The 25,181-nt window shown below is 63.5% G+C and carries 23 protein-coding genes; 15 read left to right on the top strand and 8 right to left on the bottom strand.

Annotated features, from left to right (window positions below):
• The first annotated feature begins 82 nt into the window (after window positions 1-82).
• The 6 genes from ACWAUG_RS01080 to ACWAUG_RS01055 all read left to right on the top strand — a co-directional run bounded on the left by ACWAUG_RS01080 (window position 83) and on the right by ACWAUG_RS01055 (window position 6,002).
• Window positions 83-1,372, top strand: coding sequence for a CDP-glycerol glycerophosphotransferase family protein (locus tag ACWAUG_RS01080; RefSeq protein WP_460800610.1), 1,290 nt, complete (start codon window positions 83-85; stop codon window positions 1,370-1,372).
• On the top strand, window positions 1,356-2,144 hold the full coding sequence (locus tag ACWAUG_RS01075; protein ID WP_298036745.1) for a biotin--[acetyl-CoA-carboxylase] ligase: 789 nt from the start codon (window positions 1,356-1,358) through the stop codon (window positions 2,142-2,144). Before ACWAUG_RS01080 ends, ACWAUG_RS01075 begins: the two co-directional genes overlap by 17 nt.
• 71 nt (window positions 2,145-2,215) lie before the next feature.
• Window positions 2,216-2,773, top strand: coding sequence for a PH domain-containing protein (locus tag ACWAUG_RS01070; protein ID WP_460800608.1), 558 nt, complete (start codon window positions 2,216-2,218; stop codon window positions 2,771-2,773).
• Between the two features lie 32 nt (window positions 2,774-2,805).
• Complete coding sequence (locus tag ACWAUG_RS01065; RefSeq protein ID WP_298037016.1) at window positions 2,806-3,984, top strand: 5-(carboxyamino)imidazole ribonucleotide synthase; 1,179 nt, start codon at window positions 2,806-2,808, stop codon at window positions 3,982-3,984.
• 102 nt (window positions 3,985-4,086) lie between these two features.
• Complete coding sequence (gene purE / locus ACWAUG_RS01060) at window positions 4,087-4,554, top strand: 5-(carboxyamino)imidazole ribonucleotide mutase (RefSeq protein ID WP_298037014.1); 468 nt, start codon at window positions 4,087-4,089, stop codon at window positions 4,552-4,554.
• The gene (locus ACWAUG_RS01055; RefSeq protein ID WP_298036739.1) at window positions 4,551-6,002 is read left to right on the top strand and encodes an LCP family protein; all 1,452 of its coding nucleotides are present in this window, start codon (window positions 4,551-4,553) and stop codon (window positions 6,000-6,002) included. Before purE ends, ACWAUG_RS01055 begins: the two co-directional genes overlap by 4 nt.
• 212 nt (window positions 6,003-6,214) lie before the next feature.
• Here the strand turns inward: ACWAUG_RS01055 and ACWAUG_RS01050 are convergent, their stop codons facing one another.
• Window positions 6,215-6,805 carry a hypothetical protein gene (locus tag ACWAUG_RS01050; protein WP_298036737.1) on the bottom strand — a complete coding sequence of 197 codons (591 nt, stop codon included), beginning with the start codon at window positions 6,803-6,805 and terminating at the stop codon, window positions 6,215-6,217.
• A 149-nt stretch (window positions 6,806-6,954) separates the two neighbouring features.
• Complete coding sequence (locus ACWAUG_RS01045) at window positions 6,955-8,715, bottom strand: DUF4012 domain-containing protein (protein WP_460800606.1); 1,761 nt, start codon at window positions 8,713-8,715, stop codon at window positions 6,955-6,957.
• A gap of 64 nt (window positions 8,716-8,779) precedes the next feature.
• On the opposite strand from ACWAUG_RS01045, the gene ACWAUG_RS01040 reads away from it, so the two are divergent.
• The 5 genes from ACWAUG_RS01040 (at window position 8,780) to ACWAUG_RS01020 (ending at window position 16,086) form a co-directional block, all read left to right on the top strand.
• Window positions 8,780-9,853, top strand: coding sequence for a glycosyltransferase (locus ACWAUG_RS01040; protein WP_460800604.1), 1,074 nt, complete (start codon window positions 8,780-8,782; stop codon window positions 9,851-9,853).
• A gap of 118 nt (window positions 9,854-9,971) precedes the next feature.
• Window positions 9,972-12,386, top strand: coding sequence for an FG-GAP repeat domain-containing protein (locus ACWAUG_RS01035; protein ID WP_460800603.1), 2,415 nt, complete (start codon window positions 9,972-9,974; stop codon window positions 12,384-12,386).
• Between the two features lie 123 nt (window positions 12,387-12,509).
• Window positions 12,510-13,448, top strand: a complete 939-nt coding sequence (locus ACWAUG_RS01030; protein WP_460800601.1) for an ABC transporter permease — start codon at window positions 12,510-12,512, stop codon at window positions 13,446-13,448.
• Window positions 13,445-14,185: an ABC transporter ATP-binding protein gene (locus tag ACWAUG_RS01025; protein ID WP_460800599.1), complete on the top strand. Its 741-nt coding sequence runs from the start codon at window positions 13,445-13,447 to the stop codon at window positions 14,183-14,185. Before ACWAUG_RS01030 ends, ACWAUG_RS01025 begins: the two co-directional genes overlap by 4 nt.
• Window positions 14,182-16,086: a DUF6541 family protein gene (locus ACWAUG_RS01020; protein WP_460800597.1), complete on the top strand. Its 1,905-nt coding sequence runs from the start codon at window positions 14,182-14,184 to the stop codon at window positions 16,084-16,086. Before ACWAUG_RS01025 ends, ACWAUG_RS01020 begins: the two co-directional genes overlap by 4 nt.
• 14 nt (window positions 16,087-16,100) lie before the next feature.
• On the opposite strand, the gene ACWAUG_RS01015 is transcribed toward ACWAUG_RS01020, so the two are convergent.
• Window positions 16,101-16,454, bottom strand: coding sequence for a DUF2304 family protein (locus ACWAUG_RS01015; protein WP_460800595.1), 354 nt, complete (start codon window positions 16,452-16,454; stop codon window positions 16,101-16,103).
• Window positions 16,455-16,456: 2 nt separating this feature from the next.
• Complete coding sequence (locus ACWAUG_RS01010) at window positions 16,457-17,155, bottom strand: glycosyltransferase family 2 protein (protein WP_460800593.1); 699 nt, start codon at window positions 17,153-17,155, stop codon at window positions 16,457-16,459.
• Between the two features lie 92 nt (window positions 17,156-17,247).
• Here ACWAUG_RS01010 and ACWAUG_RS01005 point away from each other — a divergent pair, with 92 nt between their 5' ends.
• From ACWAUG_RS01005 to ACWAUG_RS00990, 4 genes are all read left to right on the top strand, one after another.
• Complete coding sequence (locus tag ACWAUG_RS01005; RefSeq protein ID WP_460800592.1) at window positions 17,248-18,450, top strand: glycosyltransferase family 4 protein; 1,203 nt, start codon at window positions 17,248-17,250, stop codon at window positions 18,448-18,450.
• Between the two features lie 84 nt (window positions 18,451-18,534).
• Entirely contained in the window at window positions 18,535-19,128 is a 594-nt protein-coding gene (locus tag ACWAUG_RS01000; protein ID WP_460800712.1) for an acyltransferase, read from the top strand.
• Window positions 19,125-20,222 carry a DegT/DnrJ/EryC1/StrS family aminotransferase gene (locus ACWAUG_RS00995; protein WP_460800590.1) on the top strand — a complete coding sequence of 366 codons (1,098 nt, stop codon included), beginning with the start codon at window positions 19,125-19,127 and terminating at the stop codon, window positions 20,220-20,222. The genes ACWAUG_RS01000 and ACWAUG_RS00995 overlap by 4 nt, the downstream gene beginning before the upstream one ends.
• Entirely contained in the window at window positions 20,219-21,217 is a 999-nt protein-coding gene (locus ACWAUG_RS00990) for a Gfo/Idh/MocA family oxidoreductase (RefSeq protein WP_460800711.1), read from the top strand. Before ACWAUG_RS00995 ends, ACWAUG_RS00990 begins: the two co-directional genes overlap by 4 nt.
• A gap of 214 nt (window positions 21,218-21,431) precedes the next feature.
• Here ACWAUG_RS00990 and ACWAUG_RS00985 read toward each other — a convergent pair whose 3' ends face one another.
• Genes ACWAUG_RS00985 through ACWAUG_RS00970 form a run of 4 tightly spaced genes read right to left on the bottom strand, consistent with a single transcriptional unit; the run spans window position 21,432 to window position 25,129 of the window.
• Window positions 21,432-22,649: a glycosyltransferase family protein gene (locus tag ACWAUG_RS00985; RefSeq protein ID WP_460800589.1), complete on the bottom strand. Its 1,218-nt coding sequence runs from the start codon at window positions 22,647-22,649 to the stop codon at window positions 21,432-21,434.
• Window positions 22,594-23,355 carry an AglZ/HisF2 family acetamidino modification protein gene (locus tag ACWAUG_RS00980; RefSeq protein WP_460800588.1) on the bottom strand — a complete coding sequence of 254 codons (762 nt, stop codon included), beginning with the start codon at window positions 23,353-23,355 and terminating at the stop codon, window positions 22,594-22,596. The genes ACWAUG_RS00985 and ACWAUG_RS00980 overlap by 56 nt, the downstream gene beginning before the upstream one ends.
• Window positions 23,352-23,957 (bottom strand): imidazole glycerol phosphate synthase subunit HisH, encoded by a 606-nt coding sequence (gene hisH, locus ACWAUG_RS00975; RefSeq protein ID WP_460800586.1) that lies wholly within the window; start codon window positions 23,955-23,957, stop codon window positions 23,352-23,354. Before hisH ends, ACWAUG_RS00980 begins: the two co-directional genes overlap by 4 nt.
• Window positions 23,954-25,129 (bottom strand): N-acetyl sugar amidotransferase, encoded by a 1,176-nt coding sequence (locus ACWAUG_RS00970; RefSeq protein ID WP_460800585.1) that lies wholly within the window; start codon window positions 25,127-25,129, stop codon window positions 23,954-23,956. Before ACWAUG_RS00970 ends, hisH begins: the two co-directional genes overlap by 4 nt.
• Window positions 25,130-25,181 lie beyond the last annotated feature (52 nt).

Genomic DNA, 25,181 nt, shown 5'->3' with positions numbered 1-25,181 from the left:
GGCCGCAGGTGTTGTCGAATCGTTCTCTCCCACCCCCCGATCATGTCATGACGCGGAGGGTAGGCCTGCGTAGGCTTGTCATGTGGGTGCTGTAAGAGATGTCAAGAAGTCCTATCGCCTCCTGCGAAAGGCCCTGCGCTCGCGTCGAGCCGTGCAGAACGTTCGGCGTACTCTCGCGGCGATGCCCCCGCACCCGGAGGAGCACTACAAGATCGCGGTGTATTTCGCCGATGGCGCGGTCAACATGTACCAGATGCGCCAGTGGTACAAGCCGCTGGCCGAGCTGGCGAAGAAGTGGCCCGTGGTCGTGCTCTCCCGCAGCGCGACCGGCGCGGAGAAGCTCATCGCCGAAGACGCTCCGCCGGTCGCCTTCGTGCCGACCGTGCGCGACATGGAGCGCTTCATCCGCACGCAGGACATCCGCATCGTGCTGTACGTGAACCAGAACACGCGCAACTTCCAGATGTTCCGCTATGGCCGCCGTTGGCATGTGTTCATCAACCACGGCGAGTCCGACAAGATGTACATGACGACGAACCAGTACAAGGCGTACGACTACGCACTGGTCGCCGGTCAGGCCGCGCGCGATCGGCTCTCCCGCACCCTGTGGGACTTCGACATCGATCGGCGCACGATCGAGATCGGGCGCCCGCAGGCGGACCACTACTCCGGCTCGCTCCCGTTCAGTGCCGACGAGCGCACGGTCGTGCTCTACGCGCCCACCTGGGAGGGCGACCGCCCGAGCGCGTTCTACGGCTCGATCGCGACGCACGGCGAGAGCCTCGTCGCCGCGCTGCTGGCCACGGGCGAGCACCGCGTGGTCTACCGCCCGCACCCGCGCAGCGGCGTCGTCGATGCGGATTACGGCGCGGCGCATCGGCGCATCGTCGCCGCGATCGCCGCCGCGAACGAGGCTGACCCCGCGGCCGGGCACGTCTACGACGACGGTCCCGAGCTCGGCTGGCAGCTGGCGTCCTCCGACGTCGCCATCGTCGACATCTCGGCCATGGTCTACGACCGTCTCGCCGTGGGCAAGCCGCTGCTGATCACCCGGCCGGCCGATGAGCGCGCATCCGTCGACACGGGCGGATATCTCTCGGACTGCGAGTGGCTGACGGTCGATAGGGCATCCGGCATCGTTGCGGAGGTCGAGCGCGTGCGCGCCGACGAGGAGGCCATCGCGAAGCTGCGCATGTGGGTTCGCCATTACTTCGGCGATACGACGCCGGGCGTCGCGACCGCGAAGTTCCACGCCGCGATCGAGCAGTTGATGGCCGAGTGGGATGAGTGGCACCAGCGCGAGATCGGATCCGTCGTCACGGATGAAGACGATGACGACGAAGAAGAGAAGGACGATGAGCTGGTCGTCTGACCGCGCAGCCGGCTTCGCGCGCACGCGTGCGGTGGCCGGACGGGTGGATGCGCTCGAGCAGTCGCCCTCGACGAACGCCGAGCTGCGCGACCGATCCGCAGAATCACCGGAGTACCCGCACCTCTCGGTGATCGTGACAGCGGATCAGACCGCGGGGCGCGGTCGGCTGGATCGCTCATGGGTGACACCGGCGGGGTCGGCTCTGGCGATCTCGGTGCTCCTGCGGGATCTGCCGGCGGATCCGGTGGCGTTCGGATGGATTCCGCTGATCGCGGGAGCGGCGATGGCGGATGCCGTGGCCGCTCAGCTCCCGGACCACGAGGTCGGGGTGAAGTGGCCCAACGATGTGTTCGTCGACGAACGCAAGATCTGCGGCATCCTCGCCGAGGCGACCGGACAGGCGGTGGTGCTCGGCGCCGGGATCAACACGGCGATGACGACGGAGCAGTTGCCGGTGCCGACGGCGACGTCGTTCGCGGTGATCGGCGCGCAGTGCGACGAGGATCGGCTCGTGGCGGATTATGTGGGCCGGGTCGATGAGCTTCTGGGCGGTCTGCGCGCTGATGGCGATGCCGGTCGCGCAGGCGTGCACGCCGTGGTGTCGCAGAGGTGCATCACGATCGGGCGAACGGTCGACGTCTCGCTGCCCGACGGCACGCAGATGCGCGGGACCGCCACGCGGCTCCATCTTGATGGGCGCCTGGCGATCGTCGTGGACGGCGAAGAGCGGCTGATCGCCGCGGGCGATATCGTGCACGCCCGTCTCGGCTGACGACACCCCGGGCGGATCGGACACGCCGCACGGCGGACGGCGATGTCCGCGGCTCCAGGCACAATGGAGGAATGACCCAGCCCGTCACTCTCGGAGGCAGGCCGACGATGCCGCCTCCGGGCGCGCCGGCCGAAGAGCGGCTGATCGCGCAGTTCCGCAGTCATGCCCGTGGCCTGTTCTGGTCGTCAGTGCTGGTGATCGCCGTCTTCGGCGCCACCGCCTACTTCTACAACAACCTGCCGGCGGGCTACGAGAACTGGATGCTGCTGGCCGCAGCGGGCCTGGTGATCCTGGTGGGCTGCGTCCTGCCGTATCTGGTCTGGGTCTCGCGCTCCTACACGGTGACGACGCGTCGTGTGATCGTCCGCCACGGGCTCGGGGCCCGTCATCGGCGGGAGATCTCGCACGTTCGCGGCTATTCGATCGCGGTGCGACGCGGGCTGCTCCAGCGGCTATGGGGTGCCGGGACCATCACCCTGTCCAACGGCGTCGATGAACCGGTGCGGTTGTCGAACGTCCCCCACGTGCGGCTCGTGCACGAGGCCCTGGCCGATCAGATCGAGGTCAACCAGATCCTTGCGCACCGCGATGCGCAGACTCTTCCCGAAGCGCCGACCGCAGCACTCTGAGCCCGGGCGGCAACTCCGTGCCGCGGTACTCCGTGCAACGCGGTTCTCGAGGCACTCGGCATGCGGAAGAATGGTCGGGACGAACGGAGAACTCGATGGCGTTGCGTGTTGGTGTGATCGGCGGAGGACAGCTGGCCCGGATGATGATCGCCCCGGCGGTCGAGCTGGGACTGGAGATCCGCGTCCTCGCGGAGGCCGAGGGGATGTCGGCGCAGCTGGCGGCCACTGCGGTCGGGGACTACCGCGACCTCGACACCGTCCGCGCGTTCGCGCAGGACGTCGATGTCATCACGTTCGACCACGAGCACGTGCCGCAGGGGGTGCTGCGCGCGCTCGCCGATGAGGGCATCGCTGTGCGCCCCGGCCCTGATGCGCTGCAATTCGCGCAGGACAAGCTCGTCATGCGAGCCCGTCTTGCCGAGCTCGGTGTTCCGCAGCCCGATTGGGCGGCGGTCGCGAACGCGGAGGAGCTGCAGGCCTTCCTCGATGACCACGGCGGTCGTGCGGTCGTGAAGACCCCTCGCGGCGGCTATGACGGCAAGGGCGTGCGCGTGGTGTCCTCGGGTGAGGAGGCCGCGGACTGGTTCGCCGAGATCGGCGCGCTCCTCGTGGAGGAGCTCGTCTCGTTCACCCGTGAGCTCGCGCAGCAGATCGCACGCCGCCCGGGCGGACAGATGGTCGCCTATCCGGTGGTCGAGACCGTGCAGCGCGATGGCGTCTGCGCCGAGGTTCTGGCACCGGCCCCGGGTGCGAGCGAACGACTCGCCCAGGTCGCCGAGGGAATCGGTCGCCAGATCGCCGAAGGTCTCGGCGTCACCGGCATGCTCGCGGTCGAGCTCTTCGAGACCGATGATGAGCGCATTCTCGTGAACGAGCTGGCGATGCGTCCGCACAACAGCGGACACTGGAGCCAGGACGGCGCGGTGACGGGCCAGTTCGAGCAGCACCTGCGTGCTGTGGCGGATCTGCCCCTGGGCGATGCGGCACCGCGCGCCCCCTGGGCCGTGATGGTCAACATCCTCGGCGGGCCCGCCGAAGGCACGTTCGAAGACCGCTTCGAAGCCGCGATGACCGCTCATCCCGAGGCCAAGATCCACACCTACGGCAAGGCTGCCCGTCCCGGACGGAAGGTCGGACACGTGAACGTCGCCGGCGCTGATCTCGACGACGTCGTCTACACGGCACGCGCCGCCGCGGCGCAGTTCGACTGAGCCGTGAGCGCGCCATACAGCGCAAGCACGGCGGGCAGACCGTACCCTGGGGGAGTGACTGAGCCAATGCACTCCTCCGCAGAACCCGTCGTCGGCGTCATCATGGGATCCGACTCGGACTGGCGCGTGATGAGCGATGCCTCGCAGGCGCTCACCGACTTCGGCATCCCGCACGAGGTCGAGGTCGTCTCGGCGCACCGCACACCCGACAAGCTCATGCAGTACGCCCGTGAGGCGCGTGCTCGCGGGATCCGGGTCATCATCGCCGGCGCCGGGGGAGCAGCGCACCTGCCGGGCATGGTCGCCTCGATGACCGCTCTGCCGGTCGTGGGCGTTCCCGTGCCGCTCGCATACCTCGACGGCATGGACTCCCTGCTCTCCATCGTGCAGATGCCGGCGGGCATCCCGGTCGCGACCGTCTCGATCGGCGGCGCCCGCAACGCCGGGATCCTCGCGGCCCGCATCCTCGGAGCATCCGATGCCGCTCTCGGCGACCGCATCGAGGACTACGCCCGCTCGCTCGAGGCGCAGGTCGCCGAGAAGAACGAACGGTTGAAGGACTCCCTGTGACCTATGCGGCGCCGCGCGCGACGTCACGGCCCGGTGAGCGGCTGATAGAGACGCATCCGCTGCGCAACCCCGACGTCGAGGACCCCGCGTTCATGGGGCGCCGTGGCTGGTGGCTCGTGCTGATGAACGTGCTCGTGCCGGGCTCCGCCCAGGTGCTCGGCGGCGGCAACCGCAAGCTCGGCCGGTTCGGCCTGGGCGCGACGTTGCTGAGCTGGCTGATCGTCATCGCGTTGGCCGTCGCCGCGGTCATCTGGGGAACCTCGCTCGTCTCGCTCGCGACGAACTGGTTCGCGCTCACGGGCGTTCAGGTGCTGCTGGTCTTCTACGCCCTGCTGTGGGTCGTGCTCACCTTCGACACGCTGCGTCTCGTGCGTCTGGTGAAGGCGCCGCCGGCATCGCGGCTGGCGATCCCCGTCGTCGCACTCCTCCTGCTCGGACTCGTCGGTGGCTCGGCCGCCTACGGCGCGACGATCGCGGGAACGAGCCGCGGCGTCATCGGAGACATCTTCGGCAACAGCGGTCCGAGCGTCGAACCGAGCAACGGTTATTACAACATTCTTCTGCTCGGCGCCGACAGCGGCGACGGGCGCGACTCGATGCGCTTCGACAGCATCTCGGTCGTCTCGGTGAACGCCGAGAGCGGCGCCGTCACGATCGTCGGCATCCCGCGCGAGCTCCCGCACGCGCCGTTCAGCGATGGCAGCCCGATGCAGGAGGCCTATCCCGGCGGATTCCAGGGCCAGTCGTCTGACACCTGCGGCTGGAACGGGTGGATGAACCACGTGCGCTATGCGGCGGAGGTCTGCCGCGATGACGCCGGCGTCGGTCTGTATCCGGATGCCGCGAACCATGGTTCCGCGCCCGGGATCGAGGCGACGAAGGATGCCGCGGAGGGGATCCTCGGGATCGAGATCCCTTACTACATCTTCATCGACATGGACGGCTTCGCGACGATGATCGATGCCCTCGGCGGTGTCGACATCACCGTCGATGAGCGCCTGCCCAAGGGCGGTCCGCCCGAGGGCTGGACCGGCACGGACGCCAATGAGTGGGCGATCGGCTGGATCGAGACGGGCGCCCAGCACATGGACGGCGACACCGCTCAGTGGTATGCCCGTTCGCGCTACACGACGGATGACTGGGATCGAATGGAGCGCCAGCGCGAGCTGCAGCTCGCGATCCTCGAGCAGTTCACTCCGCAGAACGTGCTCGCCCGCTTCAATGAGATCGCGGCGGCGGGAACGGTTCTGGTCGACACCGACCTCCCCAAGGCGAAGCTCTCGGAGTTCTTCGACCTCATGCTGCTGGCCCGCGAGCAGCCCGTTACGACGATCGAGCTGGTTCCCAAGTTCGGCGTCGACGAGTTCAACCCCGACTATGCGTTCATCCGCGACCTCGTGCAGCAGACCCTGCACCCGCCGACGGAGACACCGGAACCGCAGCCCTGATCCCTGTGATCCCGGCCGGAGCGAGGAGCTCCTCCGGACGGGATCACAGGGTACGGCATGGGGGAACGACCAAAGGGCCCACTGCGCGTCATCGTGTTCTCACGATGGGGCACAGTGGGCCTTCCGGGTACGTACCGGATGCACCGGACGACGACAGGTCGGAGGGGGAGGGACCGTCGCCGCCCGGCGTTCGATCACCGCTTCTGCGGTGATCAGACCTCGGCGCGCTTGCGGCGCGAGGCTCCTGCCGCGACGAGAACTCCGCCGGCCGCGAGGGCGAGTGCGCCGCCCCCGAGAGCCCACGGCGAGACGCCGCCGCCCGTGAGGGCGAGTTCCATCGGTCCATCGGTCAGCGGACGCTCCGTGCCGGCGGGCGCGGTTCCGGGATCGTGATTGCAGCTCGAGACCGCGTCACGTCCGCTCGACACGGTGATCAAGGCCGTGTACGAGCGAGAACCCGTGAAGGCGACCGAGTAGGCGCCCTCTCCGTCTGCAGGCGCGCGGAAGGAGAGCACGAGCCCACCATCGGCGTTCGCGACGTTGCCCGAGAACGACGAGGCTGCGGCGTTCTTGCCGGATACACCGACAGCCACGTTCTCACCGGGCAGGAAGTAGCCGCTGCCGAACACGATCGTCGAGACCTCGCAGAGCCGGATCACCGGATCGTCGACGGTCACGCGCGGAGGCTCGGTATAGGCATCGGCTGCCGGCGTGATGCCGGACGGCGCAGCAGTTGCGACGGCCGGTGCAGAGAGCACGAGCGCGCCAGCGGTCAGGCTGATGACAGCCAGTTTCTTCAGCATGTTTCTCCCCAGAGAGATGCACGCGGAATCATGCTCGAACACACCCCTGCGTTCGATCATGTGGGTCCTCCCTGCCCCCACGGCAGTATGAAAAGGACCCGGTATTCCCCAGTGATGATGAGACTAGCTCATCCATAGGATGTTTGTCACTACTCGCAGGTGATCCCCGCGCGTGTCGTGTCCGGAGTCGTGATCATAGGGGTGTGCTGCACCTGCGTGAGCCGCTCGCCGGCGCCCGTTCCGACGAAGGAGACGGTGACCATGGTCGATTCCCCCGGCGCGAGCGTCACGTCGTGCTGGACGGCGCTGCGGGAGCCGAGCAGCGCCGTCTGGACGCCCGCGTCGACGCCGTCTCGCGCGGTGGAGCGCACCGTCGCCCCCTCGGGGCCGTAGACGGCGATGAGCGTTCGCACACTTCCGGCAGGCACGTCGTAGGCGCCATCCGCCGTCACGTACGCCGGGAGCGTCTCCGCGGCATCCGATGGAGCATTGTTGGTCCATGTGACCCGCACCTGCGTCGTCGGCTCGCCCTCGCAGATGCCGACGGACGTCTCGATGTCGGCGGTCGTGTAGAAATCCATCTTCCCGCCGGTGGCATCGTTGAGGAGCACGCCGACGTATGTCGCCTGCTCACCATCGCGGGGGAGCGAGCCGCCCAGGCTCGACGCGGCGAGCAGCTCCTCCTCGTCCTCGTGCGCGCTCCAGATCCGGATGCGGTTCTCCTCGGCCGCCGCGGCGAGCGAGACCAGCAGTTTCTGCGGCTCGGCGGTTCCCAATGCGGCGGCGAACAGGCCGTTCGCGGCCTGGGCGAACAGGGCGTCCTGCTGGGCCGGGTCGGGGACGGCCGCATAGATCTCGGAGAGCAGCACCTCGAGCACGTTCTCGGCATCGACGCTGAACGGCCCGAAGCCCATCGGGCCGGTCGCATCCAGCAGATGGGTGGTGACGACAGCGTCGACGGCGATGACGCCGTCGACGGTCTCGCCGAAGCGCTCCTGCCAGCGCAGGGCCAGGGTCTCACCGGCCTCGGCGAAATCGGGGATGCTCGTGATGTTCTGCATGTAGCGGCCCGGACGGTCCTCGAACAGCGCGACCGTCGATTCGCTGAGCGGCAGTGGCTCGCTCAGAGTGGGGAAGTCGCGCGTCGACGCCTGACGGATGATGCGGAGGTGCCCGTTCTCGGCCCGGATGAGTGCGAGTGATCCGATGATTCCGCCGTTGGAGCGCAGCTCGGCGTTGTTCTGCATCGCGATCACATAGTTGCGCGGCCCCTCGCCGCCGAGCATGGAGGGCAGGAGTACGGATGCGCCGTGGAGCGCGCCGATCATGGTCGAGGCCTCGGTGACGACGTCGCGCATCTCGCCGACGGCCCCGGCCAGGGGCGGCAGTGTGGCGTCCGCATCGATCTGCTGCGCGCGCACCTCGGCGGCGGAGAGAGCGGCGCTGGCCGAGGCGAGCGGGGCCTCCACCTCGGCGAAGGGGGCGAGATCGACGACCCCTCCGGCGAATCCGAGATCGCCGAGATCGAGGTCGGCGGCGATCTCGAGCACGGGGGCGACGGCATCCGATGCGACGCTGTCGGTGATGGCTGCCACCTCTCGCACAGCGGTGAAGTTCGCCCCGAGCCAGGGCACGAACTCGAATCCGCGCCAGATGAGGTCATCCGTGAGATCGTGCGCGGTCGCCGCATGCGCGGCGATGCGCGGGGCGATTCGTTCGGCGCGTTCGATGTTGCCCTCGCCGAGCGCATCGCGCATCTGCGAAGCCGCGCTCTTGGCGTTCTGAAGCTCGCTGACCGCGCCCACGCCGCGGATCACGACCCAGCCGATCGCCAGCACGAGGAACGCGATCACCGCCGCGATGACCCGTTTCACCCAGCGCCGTTGTACGGGAAGTCGTCCGTCACTCACCTGAGCATTCAAGCATGTGGACAGCATCCCGGGGTTTGACGCACATCGCGGTTATTCTTTCGATATGAGTGTCATCTTGCGCGTCGTCCTCGATCAGGTCGCGCAGATCGTCGACGCCGATCAGGCCGGCGCGGCGCTGGATCTGGCCGCGGGACTCGTGCAGACGGCGCCATCGGGGTGCTCGGTCGAGGCGATCCTCCCCGCCGGCGGCAGCGCGGGCATCGCCGGCCTCACCGGCACCCGCACGCTCGGACTCGCGCGGCGCGAACTCGCCGCATCGTGGCAGCTCGGGCTCGCGCCGGGCGTCGGCGGCGGGCTGATCCACGCTCCGTCCATGATGGCCCCGTTGGTCAAGCACGACCGGTTGCACAACGACGATCAGGTCGCGGTGACGCTGTGGGATCTGAGCCCGTGGGATGCACCGTCCACCCTGCCTAAATCGACCGCCGCGTGGCACCGGGGCATGCTGCGTCGTGCTGTCCGGCATGCGGATGCGGTGGTCGTCCCCACGCACGCCATGGCGGCGCGGCTATCGGAGATCGCACGCCTCGGCGATCGCGTGCGGGTGATCGCCGGGGCGCCTCCCGAGGGCTTCTCAGCGCCGGACGACGCGGCTGCGCGCCGTGAAGAGCACACGCTGCCGGCGGAGTACCTCGTGCTCGCCGGCTCCTTCGGCGATCTCGAGCAGGGATTCCGCGCCGCCGCGGCCGCCGATACGGATGTCGTCGTCCTCGATGCCGCGGAGGGCGCCGAGCCGCGCCTGGCCGAAATGGCGGCAGCAGCCGGTCTCGCCGAGCGACGGGCGCACATCCGGGGTGCGCTGCACAGCGCCGATCGCGCCGCCGTGCTCGCCGGTGCGTCGGCGTTCGTCGCGACGAACCCTGCCGGCGTCTGGCCGTGGCGGGCGATGGAGGCCATGGCACTGGGCGTTCCGATCGTCGCGGTAGACAGCGGTGTACACCGGGACGTGATCGCCGAGGGCGGTTCTCTCGTGGCATCCGAGGTGCTGGCGGATGCCGTGGCCGAAGCCGTCGGCGCCGGATCGAAGCGACTGTCGGTGCTGGCCGGCGACCGCGCACGGGCGTTCTCCTGGGCGAGTTCCGCGGAACGGGTCTGGTCTCTGCACGCGGACCTCTGACACAGGGAATCAGGGCGACACGCCGGAGATCTCTGTCGTTTCTGCGGGCTCAGTGGCATCATGACGCGACTTCCGTCACACTAGTCACATGTCTCGACGTGCCCCACGCTCTCGAAACGTGCCCAGGATCGCCCGACTCCTCACTGTCCTTGTCGCCGCGACGGCCCTCGTCGTCGGCACAGTGGCACCGGTCTCGGTGGCTACGGCTTCGGCCTCCTCCAGCACGTCGGCCTCTTCTCCCCGCGCTCTCGCCGATCTGACCAAGACCGGCGTCGTGAAGACCTCGTTGGTCGGGTTCACGCCCGGCAACATCATCAGCGACGCCGTGTTCACGAACAAGAGCACGATGACCGAGGCGCAGATCCAGACCTTCCTGAACTCGAAGGTCTCGCGCTGCCAGTCGGGATACGTCTGCCTGAAGGACCTCAAGGCGCCGACGCAGAAGAAGTCCGCCGACGCCTACTGCAGCGGATATGCGGCGTCCTCGGGCGAGACAGCGGCACGCATCATCTACAAGGTCGCGCAGTCGTGCAACATGAACCCGCAGGTTCTCATCACCATGCTCCAGAAGGAGCAGGGCCTCGTCACGCACACCTGGCCGAGCGACTGGCGCTACAACGCCGCCATGGGCCAGGCCTGCCCCGATACCGCACCGTGCGACGTTGCATACGCCGGATTCTTCGCCCAGGTCTACGGCGCCGCGCGTCAAATGCAGATCTACCTCGAGGGCAAGTGGTTCCAGTGGTACAAGGCCGGTCAGACCTGGCAGATCCAGTACCACCCCGACCGCGTACGCTGCGGCACCGGTGCCGTCTACATCGCGAACAAGGCCACCGAGGCCATGTACTACTACACGCCCTACCAGCCCAATGCCTCGGCCCTGGCTGCCGGCTACGGCGAGGGTAACAGTTGCGCGAGCTACGGCAACCGCAACTTCTACAACTACTTCACCGACTGGTTCGGGTCGACGCAGGCGACGAAGGCTCCCGGGCCGGCGCTTGGTTCGGTGGATTCAGCCTCCTTCGTGATCGGACTGGACACCGCAGGCGTCGTCTGGGCTTATCCGTTTGCAAAGGGAGTGTGGGGGGAACAGGTCAAGATCGCGTCTGGCCTGACTGGATATCGTCAGGTGTTCTCTGTGGGGAATCTCTTGGGCAAAGGCCACCGAGACCTTATCGGTATCGCTGCAGATGGTCGTGCATGGCTCATCCCGGGAACTGGCGGAATCACTTTCGGCGCGCCACGATTGCTGACGAGTGCATGGCAAAATGCCGTTGAGATAACACCGGCGGGTGACTTTGATGGTGACGGGTTGCCTGATGTTTTCACGACGAACGCAGCAGGAGAGCTGTTGCTGTGGCGCGGACTCGAATCTGGAACCTTCGCGCCTGGGAAAGTCATCGGCTCGGGTTGGAATGTAACTGACCGGCTCATTGGCGGATACGACATGACACGTGACGGCAAGATCGACCTCGTTGCCCGTTGGGCAGATGGCTCTCTCGTCGTCTATCGAGGTGATGGAAAGGGCGGTTGGCTTTCTGGGACGGTCAAAGCCGGCCACGGCTGGCAGGTCATGGATAAGATTTTCGTGCCAGGCGACTTCTCTGGCGACGGCATCCCCGACATTCTCGCCAGCAACGCGGCTGGGACGCTCACGAGCTACATAGGTCAGGGCGATGGCCGTGTTTCTACGGGGAGCACCGTTGGCTCCGGCTGGCATCAGATGAGCTCTGCCAGTGGGGCGGGCGCGGTCGCTGGTGCTGCACGGGTTCCAACGGCCGGTGTCGGTGATATCGATAATGATGGCGCACGTGACGTTCTCGCTGTGTTCGGCAATGAGCTACGTAACTACCGTGGGACTGGAACCGGACGATTTGCTGGAACGGTAAAGATCAGCTCGAGCTGGTCGCCGACGGATCAGCTTCTTTCACTAGGAGATTTTAACGGAGACGGTGTCCGTGACATCGGACGAATCACTGATTCTGGCGATTTCTATCTACTCCTTGGAAATGGCGCAGGTGGTTTCGGCGAGCAGAAGCAGATCGGACATGGGTGGGACGTCGTTGATATCTTCTTGACTGGATTCGACTTCAATGGTGATGGATTTAACGACGTCATCGCGCGCAACGGTGTCGGCGAACTGATTCTGTACGCGGGTGACAACGCGGGCGGTTGGCTCGCGAGCAGACCCGTGATCGGATGGGGCTGGGATATCGTGACGGATGCTTTTTACACGGGAGACTTCGATCGCAACGGAACTCCGGACATCCTGGCGCGCATGAAGAATGGAACATTGCGGCTCTACTCGATGAGCGGGAATGGTAGCTGGGCCGGATCTCGTGATGTCGGCTGGGGCTGGCAGGATTTCACCGCGGTCACGAGCCCGGGTGACTTCAACGGCGATGGTCACGTTGACGTGCTTGCGCGCACGTCAACGGGAGCGCTCAAGCTGTATCGAGGAGACGGAACGGGCGCCTGGCTGGGGGCACTGGAAGTTGGGAGCGGTTGGAATAGTGTGTCCCAGTTGCGATAGTTCGTGGATCGAGGAGTGACCCCGCGGGGTACAGGTGATAGTAAGCCTCGTCCATGTTCGTGCAATAAGCTACTGAGGTTCCCGGTGGCATCGAATACTGCCGCCTGTTGAGTGAGTGGGCCCGTGACTGATACCCGAGATCTTTTCGCCATCGTCCCGCGTTCCGACTTCGACAACCCCGGCAAGAGCCGGGGGCTGGTCGATGTCGTGCGCTGGCGCTATCTGCTGAGCCTGCTGGTTCGAACCGGAGTGACCACCCGGTACCGTAACTCGGTCCTGGGCTGGACCTGGTCGTACGTGCGACCCGCAGCACAGTTCGTCGTGTTCTGGGTCGTTCTCGGCATCTTCATGAACCTCGACCGGAACATCCCGAACTACGCGGTGTACCTGTTCTCCGGCATCGTGGTCATCAACCTGTTCTCCGAGGCTTTCAAGAACGCGACGACGTCGATCGTCGGCAACGCGGCGCTGGTTCGCAAGGTCTTCCTGCCGCGCCAGCTCTTCGGCGTCTCGGCCGTGATTGTGGCGTTCGTCCACTTCCTTCCGCAGGTCGGTCTACTCCTGCTCGTAGGGCTGCTGATGGGTTGGGCTATGCACATCTCTGTGCTGTCGATCCTCGCGATCTTCGCAGCGGTGGTGATCGTCCTGGTCTTCGCTCTCGGACTCGGACTCTTCTTCGGTGCTGTGAACGTGCGCTACCGCGATGCCGAGAACATCGTCGAGCTGCTTCTGCTTCTCGCCACCTGGGCGTCGCCAGTGCTCTATTCGTGGACCATGGTGCAGGAAGCCGTGGTCGACAAGCTCCACTGGACATCCTGGCTGGTGGAGATCTACATGCTCAACCCGATCACCCAGGGCGTCGAACTGTTCCACTTCGCGTTCTGGCGGCCGGCGACCGAGAGCCTGGTCTCCGGCGCCGGGTATGAGGGCTTCGCGATGATGGCGATTCCCCCGGGCCTCGGGTGGAACACTCTCTGGACTTTCCTGATCGCCGTGACCACGCTCGTGATCGGACAGCTCGTGTTCCGTCGCCTCGAAGGAAGGTTCGCGCAAGACCTATGAGTGATCAGATCACAACTGCTCGTCCGAGCATCATCATCGATGGTGTGAAGAAGCGGTTCACGCTGAACCACGCGTTCTCCTTGAAGGACACCGTCGTCTCGTGGATCAAGCGCCGCAAGTTGACCAGTGAGTTCGAAGCCCTGAAGGGTGTCGACATGGTGATCGGCGAGGGGGAGTCCGTCGCGATCCTCGGGCTCAACGGTTCCGGCAAATCGACGCTGCTCAAGCTGGTGTCCGGCGTCATGGAGCCCGATGAGGGCCAGGTGCTCACGCGCGGCCGCGTCGCTGGGCTCATCGAGGTCGGCGCAGGATTCCACCCCGAGCTGACCGGCCGCGAGAACGTTTTCCTCAACGCCGCGATCCTCGGCATGAAGAAGCACGAGATCGAGGCCCGCTACGACGAGATCGTTGCATTCAGCGAGATCGAGGAGTTCATCGACCAGGAGGTCAAGCACTACTCGTCTGGTATGTTCATGCGACTGGCGTTCTCGGTCGCGATCCACGTCGAGCTTGACGTGCTGCTGGTCGACGAGATCCTCTCAGTCGGCGATGCTCCGTTCCGGGAGAAGTGCCGGTTGAAGTTCGAAGAGCTCATCGGTCAGGGCAAGACGCTGGTGGTCGTGACTCACGACATGGAGATGGTCCGCGAACTCTGCGTGCGCGGCGTAGTGATCAACAAGGGCAACCTCATCTACGACGGTGAGATCGAGGGCGCGATCTCATTGGTGGACAAATGATCGCGGCGTGGGCGGAGCAAGCACCTGCGCTCATCGTCGCCCTCGCCGTCCTCATCCTGCCTGGACTTCCCGCGGCATTCGCGTTCCGTCTGCGAGGTGTCCTTCGGCTCGGTCTTGCCGTGGCGCTGTCCACGGCAATCGTCGCTGTAGCGACCGTATTGGCTCCCCTCATCGGCCTCGCCTGGTCATGGGTGCCGATTGCGATCACCGCCATTATCGTCACAGGTATTGCGTTCTCCGTGCGTTTCCTCGGGGGACGCGACGAGGGCATACCCGCACAGGGATCCCGTAGCTGGCCCGTGTGGACGACGACCATCGTCGCGGGAGTTCTCTGGGCGATCGTGCTTGTCTTGGGAATCGTGGATCCGGCGCATCCTTCCCAGCTGTTCGACGCTCTGTTCCACTTGAACGCCGTCGAGTTCATCGAGCAGACGGGCGATGCATCCCCGCTTCACATGACCATGGTTGTGCCCGGAGCTGCATCGTCGCTCTACCCGACGCTGTGGCATGCCATCGTCTCTCTGGTGGTTCCGGCCGCCGGGGGAAGCATCGTGGCTGCGACGAATGTCGTCACGATCGCGGCCATCGGGCTTCTGTGGCCGGTCTCACTGGTTTCGTTCACCACGGTCTTGTTTCCGAAACAGCCGAAAGCGGCCGCCTGGGCACCGCTCGTCGCCTTCGGGTTCAGCGTGTTTCCCCTAGGGTTCCTGAATTGGGGGGTTCTCTACCCGAACCTGCTGGGCACGCTTCTCCTTCCTCTGTTCCTGGCCTTGGTCATTCTCGCTGCAGAACCGAGGATCCCCTCAAGAGAGCGGATCTTGAGGGTGCTCGCGGCGTTCGCCGCGGTAGCTGCGACTGCGGCGGCCCATCCATCAGCGCTGCTGGCAGGCCTGGCTCTACTCGTGCCGTATGCGCTGTGGCGAATCAAAAGGCTAGCCGCGCAGCTGAGCCCAGCGAAGCAGACTCTGACTTGGGGGCTGACAGCAGTCGGTCTTCTGGCGTTCGCGGTCATCTGGTACAAGATGAACGTCACGACTAATGAGTGGCTTCCATCGATGACCTTCGGGCAGGCGGCGGGTGAAGCTCTGTTCCTCAGCCCGGTCGGACGCGCAACAGGTTTCCTGCTGGGCCCACTCGCCATGATCGGGATGGTTTACGTCGTTCGAGCACGACGCTGGTGGATTCTGGCGATGTACGCCGTCAGCGTCGGCTTCTTCCTCGTATCGGCTTGGCTGCCGGCACTGGGCATCCGCAGCTTCTTCGTCGGCGTCTGGTACGACGATACGACCCGGGTCGGTGCGTTGCTTGCGATCCTTGGTCTGCCGCTCGCAGCGCTTGGCGCGGCGATGGTTGCGGGATGGATTCAAAGTCTGTGGAGTAGGAAACGCTCGTCTCGAGTTATCAGCATGGTCATGTGCGTCGTCGTTGCAGCCCTCGGTAGTACGCATCTCGTCGCGATGCTGAATGACCTACGTTTCATGCGCAATGTTAGTTTCCGTTTCAGCGTCGATTCTCAGGGCCTATCGCCTGAAGAAGCAGAGCTTTTCGGGCGCATGGAAGAGATCCTCAACGAAGACGCACTTGTCATCGGTGATCCCTTGACCGGAGCAGGTCTGCTTTACGCCTATACCGGACATGATGTTGTCTTCCCCCATGTGAATGGTCGCTATGGAGAGGACGCGGCGCTCTTGGCACGAGAATTGTCAGTCGGGGGATACGCGATGTGCGATGCAATCGGGCGTCTCGGGGTCACTCACGCTGTCGATCTGGGCGATCGGGTGCTGTTTGAGAACCATTATTCGACGTATAGCGGGCTTCATGGGCTCGACACATCGACCGTCCTCATGGAGATTGAGCGTGTCGGAGAAGCGACTCTCTACGAGGTCACAGGCTGCGATTGACTGCCGTAACCCCATTATTCACGGGTGTGCTCGGCTTGTTCCTCGGCCATGGCTTCCAGTAGTGCGATCTTCCTTGCCAGCATCGTCAGCTGTCTCTGCTGGGCCAGGTTGCGGCGGTACTGGGTGTACACGAAGAGGAGGAAGACGAGGACGAGACCATAGAGAACGAGGTCTGTTCCGCGGCCGACACCGACGAGGTTCGCCACCCAGGAGAGCCACTGCGGGAAGAGCACAGACAGGACAGCTGCGATGACGAACAGACCGAGGAATATCCGTTTGATGGCTAGGTGGCTATCTGCACCTGTGCGCTTCATCATGATGATCGCGAGAGCAATGAACGCAACGATCAGAAGCAGTTGAATCCACATGCTTACTTCACCACCAGGTCGACGAGGATGTTGACGGCATTGAGGACACTCTGCCCCTTTGCCTTTGAGTAATCGGTGTAAAGGAGCTCGACAGGATGCTCCGACCACGGCAACCCGGTTCGACCGAGTTCGAGAACGATCTCCGTCGCATGCGCCATGCGATCTTGCTTGAGGTAGATCTGGGACGCAGCATCACGGCGGATTAAGCGCAGACCGTTATGAGCATCAGTGAGCTTCATCCCGGTCGTCATGTTGGAGACCCAGACTGCTGTTTTGAGGATCACGCGTTTGATCCAGCCTGGATTCGTCCGATCGTCCAGGAAGCGTGAACCGAAGACGATGGCGAGATCCTCTTTTCGTGCGCGCGCGAGCATATCGAGTGCATCCTCGATGCGGTGCTGGCCGTCGGCGTCGAATGTGATGATGAACTCGCAGCTCTCGTGCGCGAGTGCGAATGTGATTCCGGTCTGCAGTGCGGCGCCCTGACCGAGATTGACCGGGTGCTGAACGACGAGCGCCCCTGCGGCTCTGGCGACATCAGCCGATGCATCGCGAGAGCCGTCATCGACGCAGACGACGTTGGCGAATTGCTGAAGCAATTCTTCGACGACCCCACCGACGACAGATTCCTCATTATACAGCGGGATGACGATCCAGGTGTTCGGATCAGGAGTAGCAGGCGCAGGAACGCTCGGAGACATGCTTCCATTGTGTCAGGTGTGAGGCGTGCACTATGTGAGCGTGCCACAGGACCAGCGAACATACTTAAGGTTCGTGTCAGAGAAGGAGCGTCATGCGAACGAAACCACGGGCCTCTATCAGCGGGGGGCGACGTGTTCGAGTTACCGTTATCTCTCGGATCTTCGCTCCTGAACCCTCGGCTGCCTCTCTTCGCCTGCTCGCCTTGGTGCGAGCTTTCGTTCGCGCAGAATCGCAGGTTCGCGTTGTGACGACCACGCCGGGACCTCGTGCTGTGTCGACCCCGGACGAGGACGGGACGACTATCAAACGGCTGCCAGCGCTGCGGGATAAGTCGGGATACATTCGCGGGTACCTGCAATATCTCAGCTTCGATGTTCCGATGTTCTTCCGAGTCCTCTTCGGCCCTGGTGCGGACGTTTACATCTGTGAGCCCCCGCCCACCTCAGGCGTCGTGGTGCGCGTCGCCGCATTCCTGCGGCGCACGCCCTACGTCTATTACGCAGCAGACATCTGGTCGGACGCCTCGTCCGCGACGGGCGCGCCCTCCTTCATCCTTGCTGCAGTGCGCATGCTCGAGACATGGGCGTTGAGAGGAGCGGCGCAAGTTCTCGCCGTCAGCGAAGGCGTCAGCGACCGTGTACAGGCACTGGCCCCGGGAGTGGCGACTGTGGTCGTCGGACACGGCGTGGACCTCGAGACCTTCTGCCCGGAGGGATCCGCTAGCGAGAAGCCCGCGGATATCGTCTACGTCGGGACCGCCAGCGAGTGGCATGGTGCGGAGGTGGCGATGGAAGGAGTGGTCCGCGCGCTGAAGACGGATCCTATGCTGACCGCGGCATTCGTCGGGCAGGGCTCTTCCTGGCTGGCTCTGCAAGAGATCGCGGAGCGCAACCAGTTGGCCGAGCGCATCCAGTTCTCTCCGCCGGTCAGCGCGGAGAAGGCAGCGGAGTGGCTCCGATCTGCGCGAGTGAGTATCGCCACACTGGCTCCAGGGCAGGGATATGATTTCGCGGTCCCCACCAAGATCTACGCCTCGATCGCTGTGGGGACGCCGGTCGTGTATGCCGGGCCTGATCCCGTGCGCAGCCTGATTGAAGACGAAGATCTCGGTGCAGGGGTTGCTTATGACACAGAAGCTTTCGCTGAGGCTTTGCGGGGTGAGCTCCGGAAGGCTCCTCGGGCAGAAGCAGTGCGACTACATGAATGGGCGCGGGCGCACGTCTCCGCTGAATCGGTGGCGAACCGATCAGTGTCGGCTGTGCTCGGAAACCATGCCCGCGCTCAGGAACGATAAGCAGTTGGACATAGAATGACCTTGTGCAGATGAAGACATCAGCCTTGTGCAGAGGAGCCGGTCAACGTGACTGAGTCGAATAACGTGCGGATCGTGGATTCTGCAGACGTTTCCCCGAACGCGGCCATCGGAGATGGCTCCTCGATCTGGCATCTTGCGCAGGTCCGTGAAGATGCGCAGCTCGGAAAGAACTGCATCGTTGGCCGCGGTGCCTACATCGGCACGGGCGTCACGATGGGCGACAACTGCAAGGTTCAGAACTACGCCCTCGTCTATGAGCCGGCGCAGCTCGGTGATGGAGTCTTCATCGGCCCCGCGGTGGTTTTGACCAACGACACCTACCCGCGCGCCATCAACGCCGATGGAACGCAGAAGAGTGCCCACGACTGGGAGCCGGTCGGTGTGACGATCGAGCGCGGCGCGGCGATCGGCGCGCGTGCGACCTGCGTGGCCCCTGTCACGATTGGTGCCTGGGCGACCGTCGCAGCCGGTGCTGTTGTTGTGAAAGATGTCCCTGCTTATGCGCTCGTCGCCGGAGTCCCCGCGCGTCGCATCGGCTGGGTGAGCGAATCCGGTGTGCCTTTGATCGCCGGTGACGCAGATGGAATGTGGGTGTGCCCGACCAGCGGTGCGCGTTACATCGAGACTGACGGAAAACTGACCAAGGAGACCGTGTGAGCGAGTTCATTCCCCCGGCAAAGCCGATCATCGGAGACGACGAGCGCGAGGCAGTCGATCGTGTGCTTCGAAGCGGGATGGTCGCACAGGGGCCAGAGGTCGCGACGTTCGAGAAGGAATTCTCGGAGCACTTCGTCCCGGGGCGCCCCTCGGTGGCTGTCAACTCCGGTACGGCCGGTCTGCACCTCGGCCTGCTCGCGGCAGGCGTCGGCGCCGGCGACGAGGTCATCGTGCCGTCGTTCACCTTCGCCGCAACCGGCAACTCCGTCGCGCTGACCGGTGCTACTCCGGTCTTCGTCGACATCGAGCCCGAGACATTCACGCTCGATCCCGAGGCGGTGGCCGCGGCCATCACGCCGAAGACCAAGGGCATCATGCCCGTGCACCTGTACGGACACCCCGCGCGCATGCGCGAGCTCGAAGCCCTGGCCGCGGCACGCGGTGTCATGCTCTTCGAGGATGCCGCTCAGGCGCACGGCGCTGCGCTGGACGGACGTCCGGTCGGCTCGTTCGGCGAGTTCGCGATGTTCAGCCTCTACCCGACGAAGAACATGACCAGCGGCGAGGGCGGCATGATCACCGCCGCGAACGACGAGGTCGCCCGTCGTGCCCGCCTGCTGCGCAACCAGGGCATGGAGCGTCAGTACGAGAACGAGATCATCGGCTTCAACGCCCGTATGACCGATATCCACGCGGCCATCGGCCGCGTGCAGCTGACGAAGGTCGATGCTTGGACGAAGACGCGTCAGCAGAACGCCGCGTTCCTCGACGCGAATCTTCAGGGCGTGGTCGTCCCGACGGTCGCCGGTGGCGCCGTGCACGTCTACCACCAGTACACGGTGCGTGTTCCGGAGGACCGCGACGGCTTTGTCGCGGCTCTGAAGAGTGAGCACAACGTCGGAGCGGGCGTCTATTACCCGATCCCGAACCACCGTCTGCCTTCGCTGGCCCCGTACGCACCCGGTCTCGATCTTCCCGAGACGGAGCGCGCAGCACGCGAGGTCGCCTCGTTGCCGGTGCACCCGTCGCTCAGCCAGAACGACCTCGAGCGCATCGTCACCGCGGTCAACGCCGTCGCGAAGGCAGGCGCCTGATGGCTCTGCGCGCAGGGCTCCTGGGCGTCGGCATGATGGGGCGTCACCATGCCCGCGTGCTGCGTGAGCTCGACGGGGTCGATCTCGTCGCCATCGCCGACCCGGGCGGAGATCCGCACGGTGTCGCCGGAGACCTTGAGATCCTGCCGGATATCGATGCGCTGATCGCCGCAGGGATCGATATCGCGGTCGTCGCGGTTCCGACGCGTTTCCACGAAGAGGCCGCCCTCAAGCTCGCTGCAGCGGGCGTGCACACGCTCGTCGAGAAGCCGATCGCGCACACCCTCGAAGCAGGGCAGCGGATGGTGGATGCCTTCGCTGAGGCGGGCCTCGTCGGCGCGGTGGGACACATCGAGCGCTTCAACCCGGCGTTGCAGGAGCTTCGTCGCAGGATCGAAGCGGGCGAGCTCGGCGCCGTGTATCAGGTCGTCACGCGTCGTCAGGGACCCTTCCCGTCGCGGATCGCCGACGTCGGTGTGGCGAAGGACCTCGCTTCCCACGATGTTGATCTGACGGCGTGGGTCGTGCAGAGCGATTACGAGCGTGTTTTCGCGCAGACCGCCTTCAAGAGCGGACGCGAGCACGAAGACATGATCACGATCACCGGGCGCACAAAGTCCGGCGTCATCGTGAATAACATCGTCAACTGGCTGAGCCCGATGAAGGAACGCGTCACGGTCGTCACGGGGGAGAAGGGTGCGTTCGTCGCTGACACTTCTACCGGTGATCTGACGTTCTACGCGAACGGAACGATTCCGCTGGAATGGGAGTCCGTCTCCTCGTTCCGTGGCGTCTCCGAAGGTGACGTCACGCGCTTCGCGTTCGCCAAGCGTGAGCCGCTCCGTGTCGAGCACGAGGCATTCCGCGATTCCGTCCTCGGTGCGCGAACCGACGTCGTGACGATGGAGCAGGGGCTGCGCACGCTTACCGTTGTTCAAGCGGCCTTGGAATCGGCGAGCAGAGATGAGAGTGTGCGGTTGGCCACGACCGACTGATTCTTACCGCGATCCTCCGATACGTCAGGCGAGCCTCCGGTGCTCCTGGGCCGAACACGTTGTTCTGCTTAAGGCCGCCGGAGGCTCGCCTTCTTGATTACCCTTCCATACGAGGGGGCAGATATGAGAAACCGTCCCCGAATAGGTAGTGCAAGCTGACAAAAAAATTGGCTCAGTACCGCTGAAGGAACTGAGCCAATCTTTTTGCGTTCTTCTAAGATGTGAGGATCTTATCGACGACGCTGCCCCAGACTTTCACTTGTTCTTCACTTGATAGAACTCGAGCATTCGCGTGCGATGCCTGCTTCCAAGCGGTGACCTCTTCGATGGTTAGTGAGTCCAAGACACGCGCAAGAGCCGCGGCCCCGAAATCATCGGCAACGGTACCGACACCGAATTCCTCGACGAAGCGCACCATCTCAGGAGAAGGGCCCACGATCACGCCGAGTCTGGCTTGGATGAAGTCAAAGAACTTGTTAGGAAGACACCATGCCAAGTTGAACGTGCTTGGGGCGAGAACACTAAGTCCTACGTCGTAGCCATTGAGCGTGCGTACGAGATCTACGTACGGTACTGGATCCATGAATCTGATCCGCGAATCGCCGGAAGCGCGTGAAACGAGCTCGTCATAGTAGGCGGAGCCATCCTTGATGAGGTAGAGGTCCAACGTCACGTTGGCTGATGTCTGCTTGACGGCATCGATCATTACCTCAAGTTTGCGCGGTCGTGCTGGGATGCCGGAGTGCACGAGGCGAATCGGCTCGGATATTGGGCCCGGCGTCAGTTCTTGATAGGCGGTGGCGTTGACGACGAGCGTGGCATCAAAGCCGAACTCGCGCCGGTACTCATCAACGATTCCCTGCCCAACGGTTGTGGCTGCAGCCACCTGCGGAACTTGGGTGCGGCAGATCCACCGGAAGTACGGTGCAATGAGGAGTCGCCAGAGTCGGGAACTCTCATTCTGACGCGGTGCATATTCGTGAAGATCTACCAGAATGCCTTTATTAACGTTCAGCTTCCTGGCGAGCGCCAACGTGTGGACGTCATGCGTGATGATGACGTCCCACGTGTCGTTCTTCAAACGGTCGTAGGCTGATCGGTTCCGCGGTTTGAGCGCATCGAAAATTCGATACGCGCGGATCGCCAAAAGCCCTGTGTAGACTCCGGGGATGCGAAGTAGGCCCTCCGTTCTCGGTGACGATTCGAGCTCGATGTGCGCAACGTCGTCGAATGGTGCGGGCCCAAAACCTGCTGTTGTCACTTCCGCGAAACTCTTGAAGTACGTGACTTGCTTCAAGGCACGCGGTTCGCGATCGATGGGCGTATGGGTCAGCACGAGAATGCGGGGGCGGCTTGTCTGGCTCAAGGTTTCTCCATTAGTCATCGAGAGAAGTAATTTCAGTCGGGGACGGATAATTGATGAGAACAGCACGATGAGTTCCTGTCATCACGAAGGTACTCCCCGCGGCCGCGGCAGAAGCGCCGGCGCCGAATGCGGCATGGAAATCCGAGAGACCTCGTGCTCCGCCTAGCGATATCACTGGGATATTGACGCGTTCAGTGACGGTGGTGATCAGTCTCGTGTCATATCCCGAGAAGGTGCCTTCCCTGTCGATAGATGAGAGGATCAGCTCCCCCGCCCCATGCTCCTGAGCTTGGAGTGCGGCTTCGACCGGAGACAGAGCGGATTTGCGTTTGCCGCGTTCTGTGTAGGTATCCCAACCACCGCGAAGGCGCTTTTTGGTATCAATGCTGACGACCGTGCTCGACGAACCGAGCACGGCTGCGATCTCACTTATGCTTTCTGGGCGACGTACTGCCTCAGAGTTCAGAACGACTTTCTCTATGCCAATGTTGGTAATTCGTTCAGCATCTTCAAGACGGCGTACTCCGCCACCATATGCGACCGGCATGAAGGCTTCGCTCGCGATTTCTTCAATCAGTTTGAAATTGACGCCAGATTTTTGAGGGGTGGCGTCAATATCGCAGATAACGAGTTCGTCGACCTGCTTATCGTTGAAGATGCGAACTGCGTTGATCGGATCTCCGATATATGTATCGCCTTTGAATTTTACGGGTTTGACGAGATAGCCGTCCGAGACGAGGAGGACGGGAATAATGCGTGGTCGCAGGCTCATAGTTCAGAAAACCTTTGGAGCAGGGTCATGCCGAACTTATGGCTTTTCTCGGGATGGAACTGTGCGCCAATGACGTTGTTATCACGGATCATCGATGTGAATGGTTTTCCGTATGTTGTGGAAGCAAGTTGGTGGGCAGGGTTCGCTGGGACTGCATGGTAAGAGTGCACGAAGTAGAAGCGCTGGTCATCAGCGGGGTCAGCGAGGATCGGATCCTCCCGCGTTGCGCTGATTCGATTCCATCCCATATGAGGGACGCGGAGACCGCTGGCCTCCGCGAAACGTATGCTTCGTCCTGGAATGAGCCCCAGTCCTGCGCTTGTCCCTTCTTCGCTGGAATCTAGGAGCAATTGCATGCCGAGGCAGATGCCGAGAACCGGACGGCCAGACTCTGCGAATGTCTTGACAGACGAGGTCAGGCCGGCGGAATCCAATCGTTCCATGCCCCGATCAAAAGCGCCGACGCCCGGTAGCAAAATGCGCTCGGCAGAAAGTACCTCGTCTGACGACTGGGCTACCTTGGGTTGCACGCCGATTCTTTTAAACATGTTGACCACTGACCCGATATTCCCGAGTCCGAAGTCAATGACGGTAACGCTCACAGGCGAATGCCGAGCTTTCGGACGAACTTCACTGATTCTCTCACGGTCTTCATGGCGAGATCCCACTGACGCTTCGCGTTAGGGTAATCGGTGTAATCCTTGTTGGGTAGGTCGTAGAAAGCGTCCATCTGTGCCACAGTAATCCCGAGCTTTTTGGCGATAAACTCGTGATCTTGGCGGCGCAGATCCTCTGGATAATTTTCAGACTCGCACAGCGCGAGTGCCTCTTCGCGGGTCAGCTGATCGGACAGGATCAGCGATGAGTAATGGGCGAGGCGCTTATCGAATCCGAATTTACGGGGCAGGTAGTATCCCTGAAAATAGCGGGTGAATACGGATTCGTAGTGCTTCCCGCCGTAGTCACGCCAGTTAAGTTCGTCGGCGATGACGCGTTTGGCCTCATCGTATTTGTAAGGCATGAGGTTCAATGGCTTCACTGTTTCGATACCGCGTACATGCGGGTACCACAGGTGGCGCTTAAAAAGACCCATTAGGGGGTATGTCTTCAGTTTTACCTTCCCAAAACGCCGATGAATTCCGCGGACGTGTTTCGCGTCGGAGGCGTTGTAGCCCCATGACTGAGGCAGAATCGACTCGCTCGCGAGATTGGCGCCGGACAAGATGTACTTGACGTTGTACTTCACTGCCTGCTTGTAGGCCACCCAACCGAACGCGTGGTCAGTCGGTACGTCGCAGTTCGCTACTGAGGCTTTGAAGAACGAAAGCTGGAGATCTCGCATCTCGCGCCAGTCGACGACGTGAGTGTAGAGATCGAGATTCAGTGTCTTGATGATGTTATGGATGTTATCGACGGCGAGTTCCGAGTTCCATCCGCTGTCGAAGTGTACGGCGAGCGGGCGGAGACCGAGCTTAACGGCCTGGAGAATGAGATATGAGCTGTCAACACCTCCGGATACACCGACGATGCAGTCGTATGGCTTGCCTGCTCCGTCCCTCTTGATCTTGTCGACCAGCTCCTGGAGCTCGCGAGTCCGCTCACCGGCTTGTGCGGCATCAACATCTGCCTTGAACAGCTCGTCGAATCGTAGTGCATGGGAGGAGATGCCGTCTTCGTCGAACCAGATCTCGGGATCGGTCGTGTCCATGATCGTTCGCGTGCAGCGCTGGTACGCTGCGGTGCCTTCACTGGAATTATGTGACGGGTTCTCCACTTGATGACTCCTTGAACTGCTATCCGCGTGATGATCTATGTATATCGTTGAC

The sequence above is a fragment of the Microbacterium sp. GXF6406 genome (assembly GCF_054798215.1).
The sequence above is the reverse complement of the archived record's forward strand: the minus strand, read 5'-3'. Positions and strand labels throughout refer to the sequence as shown.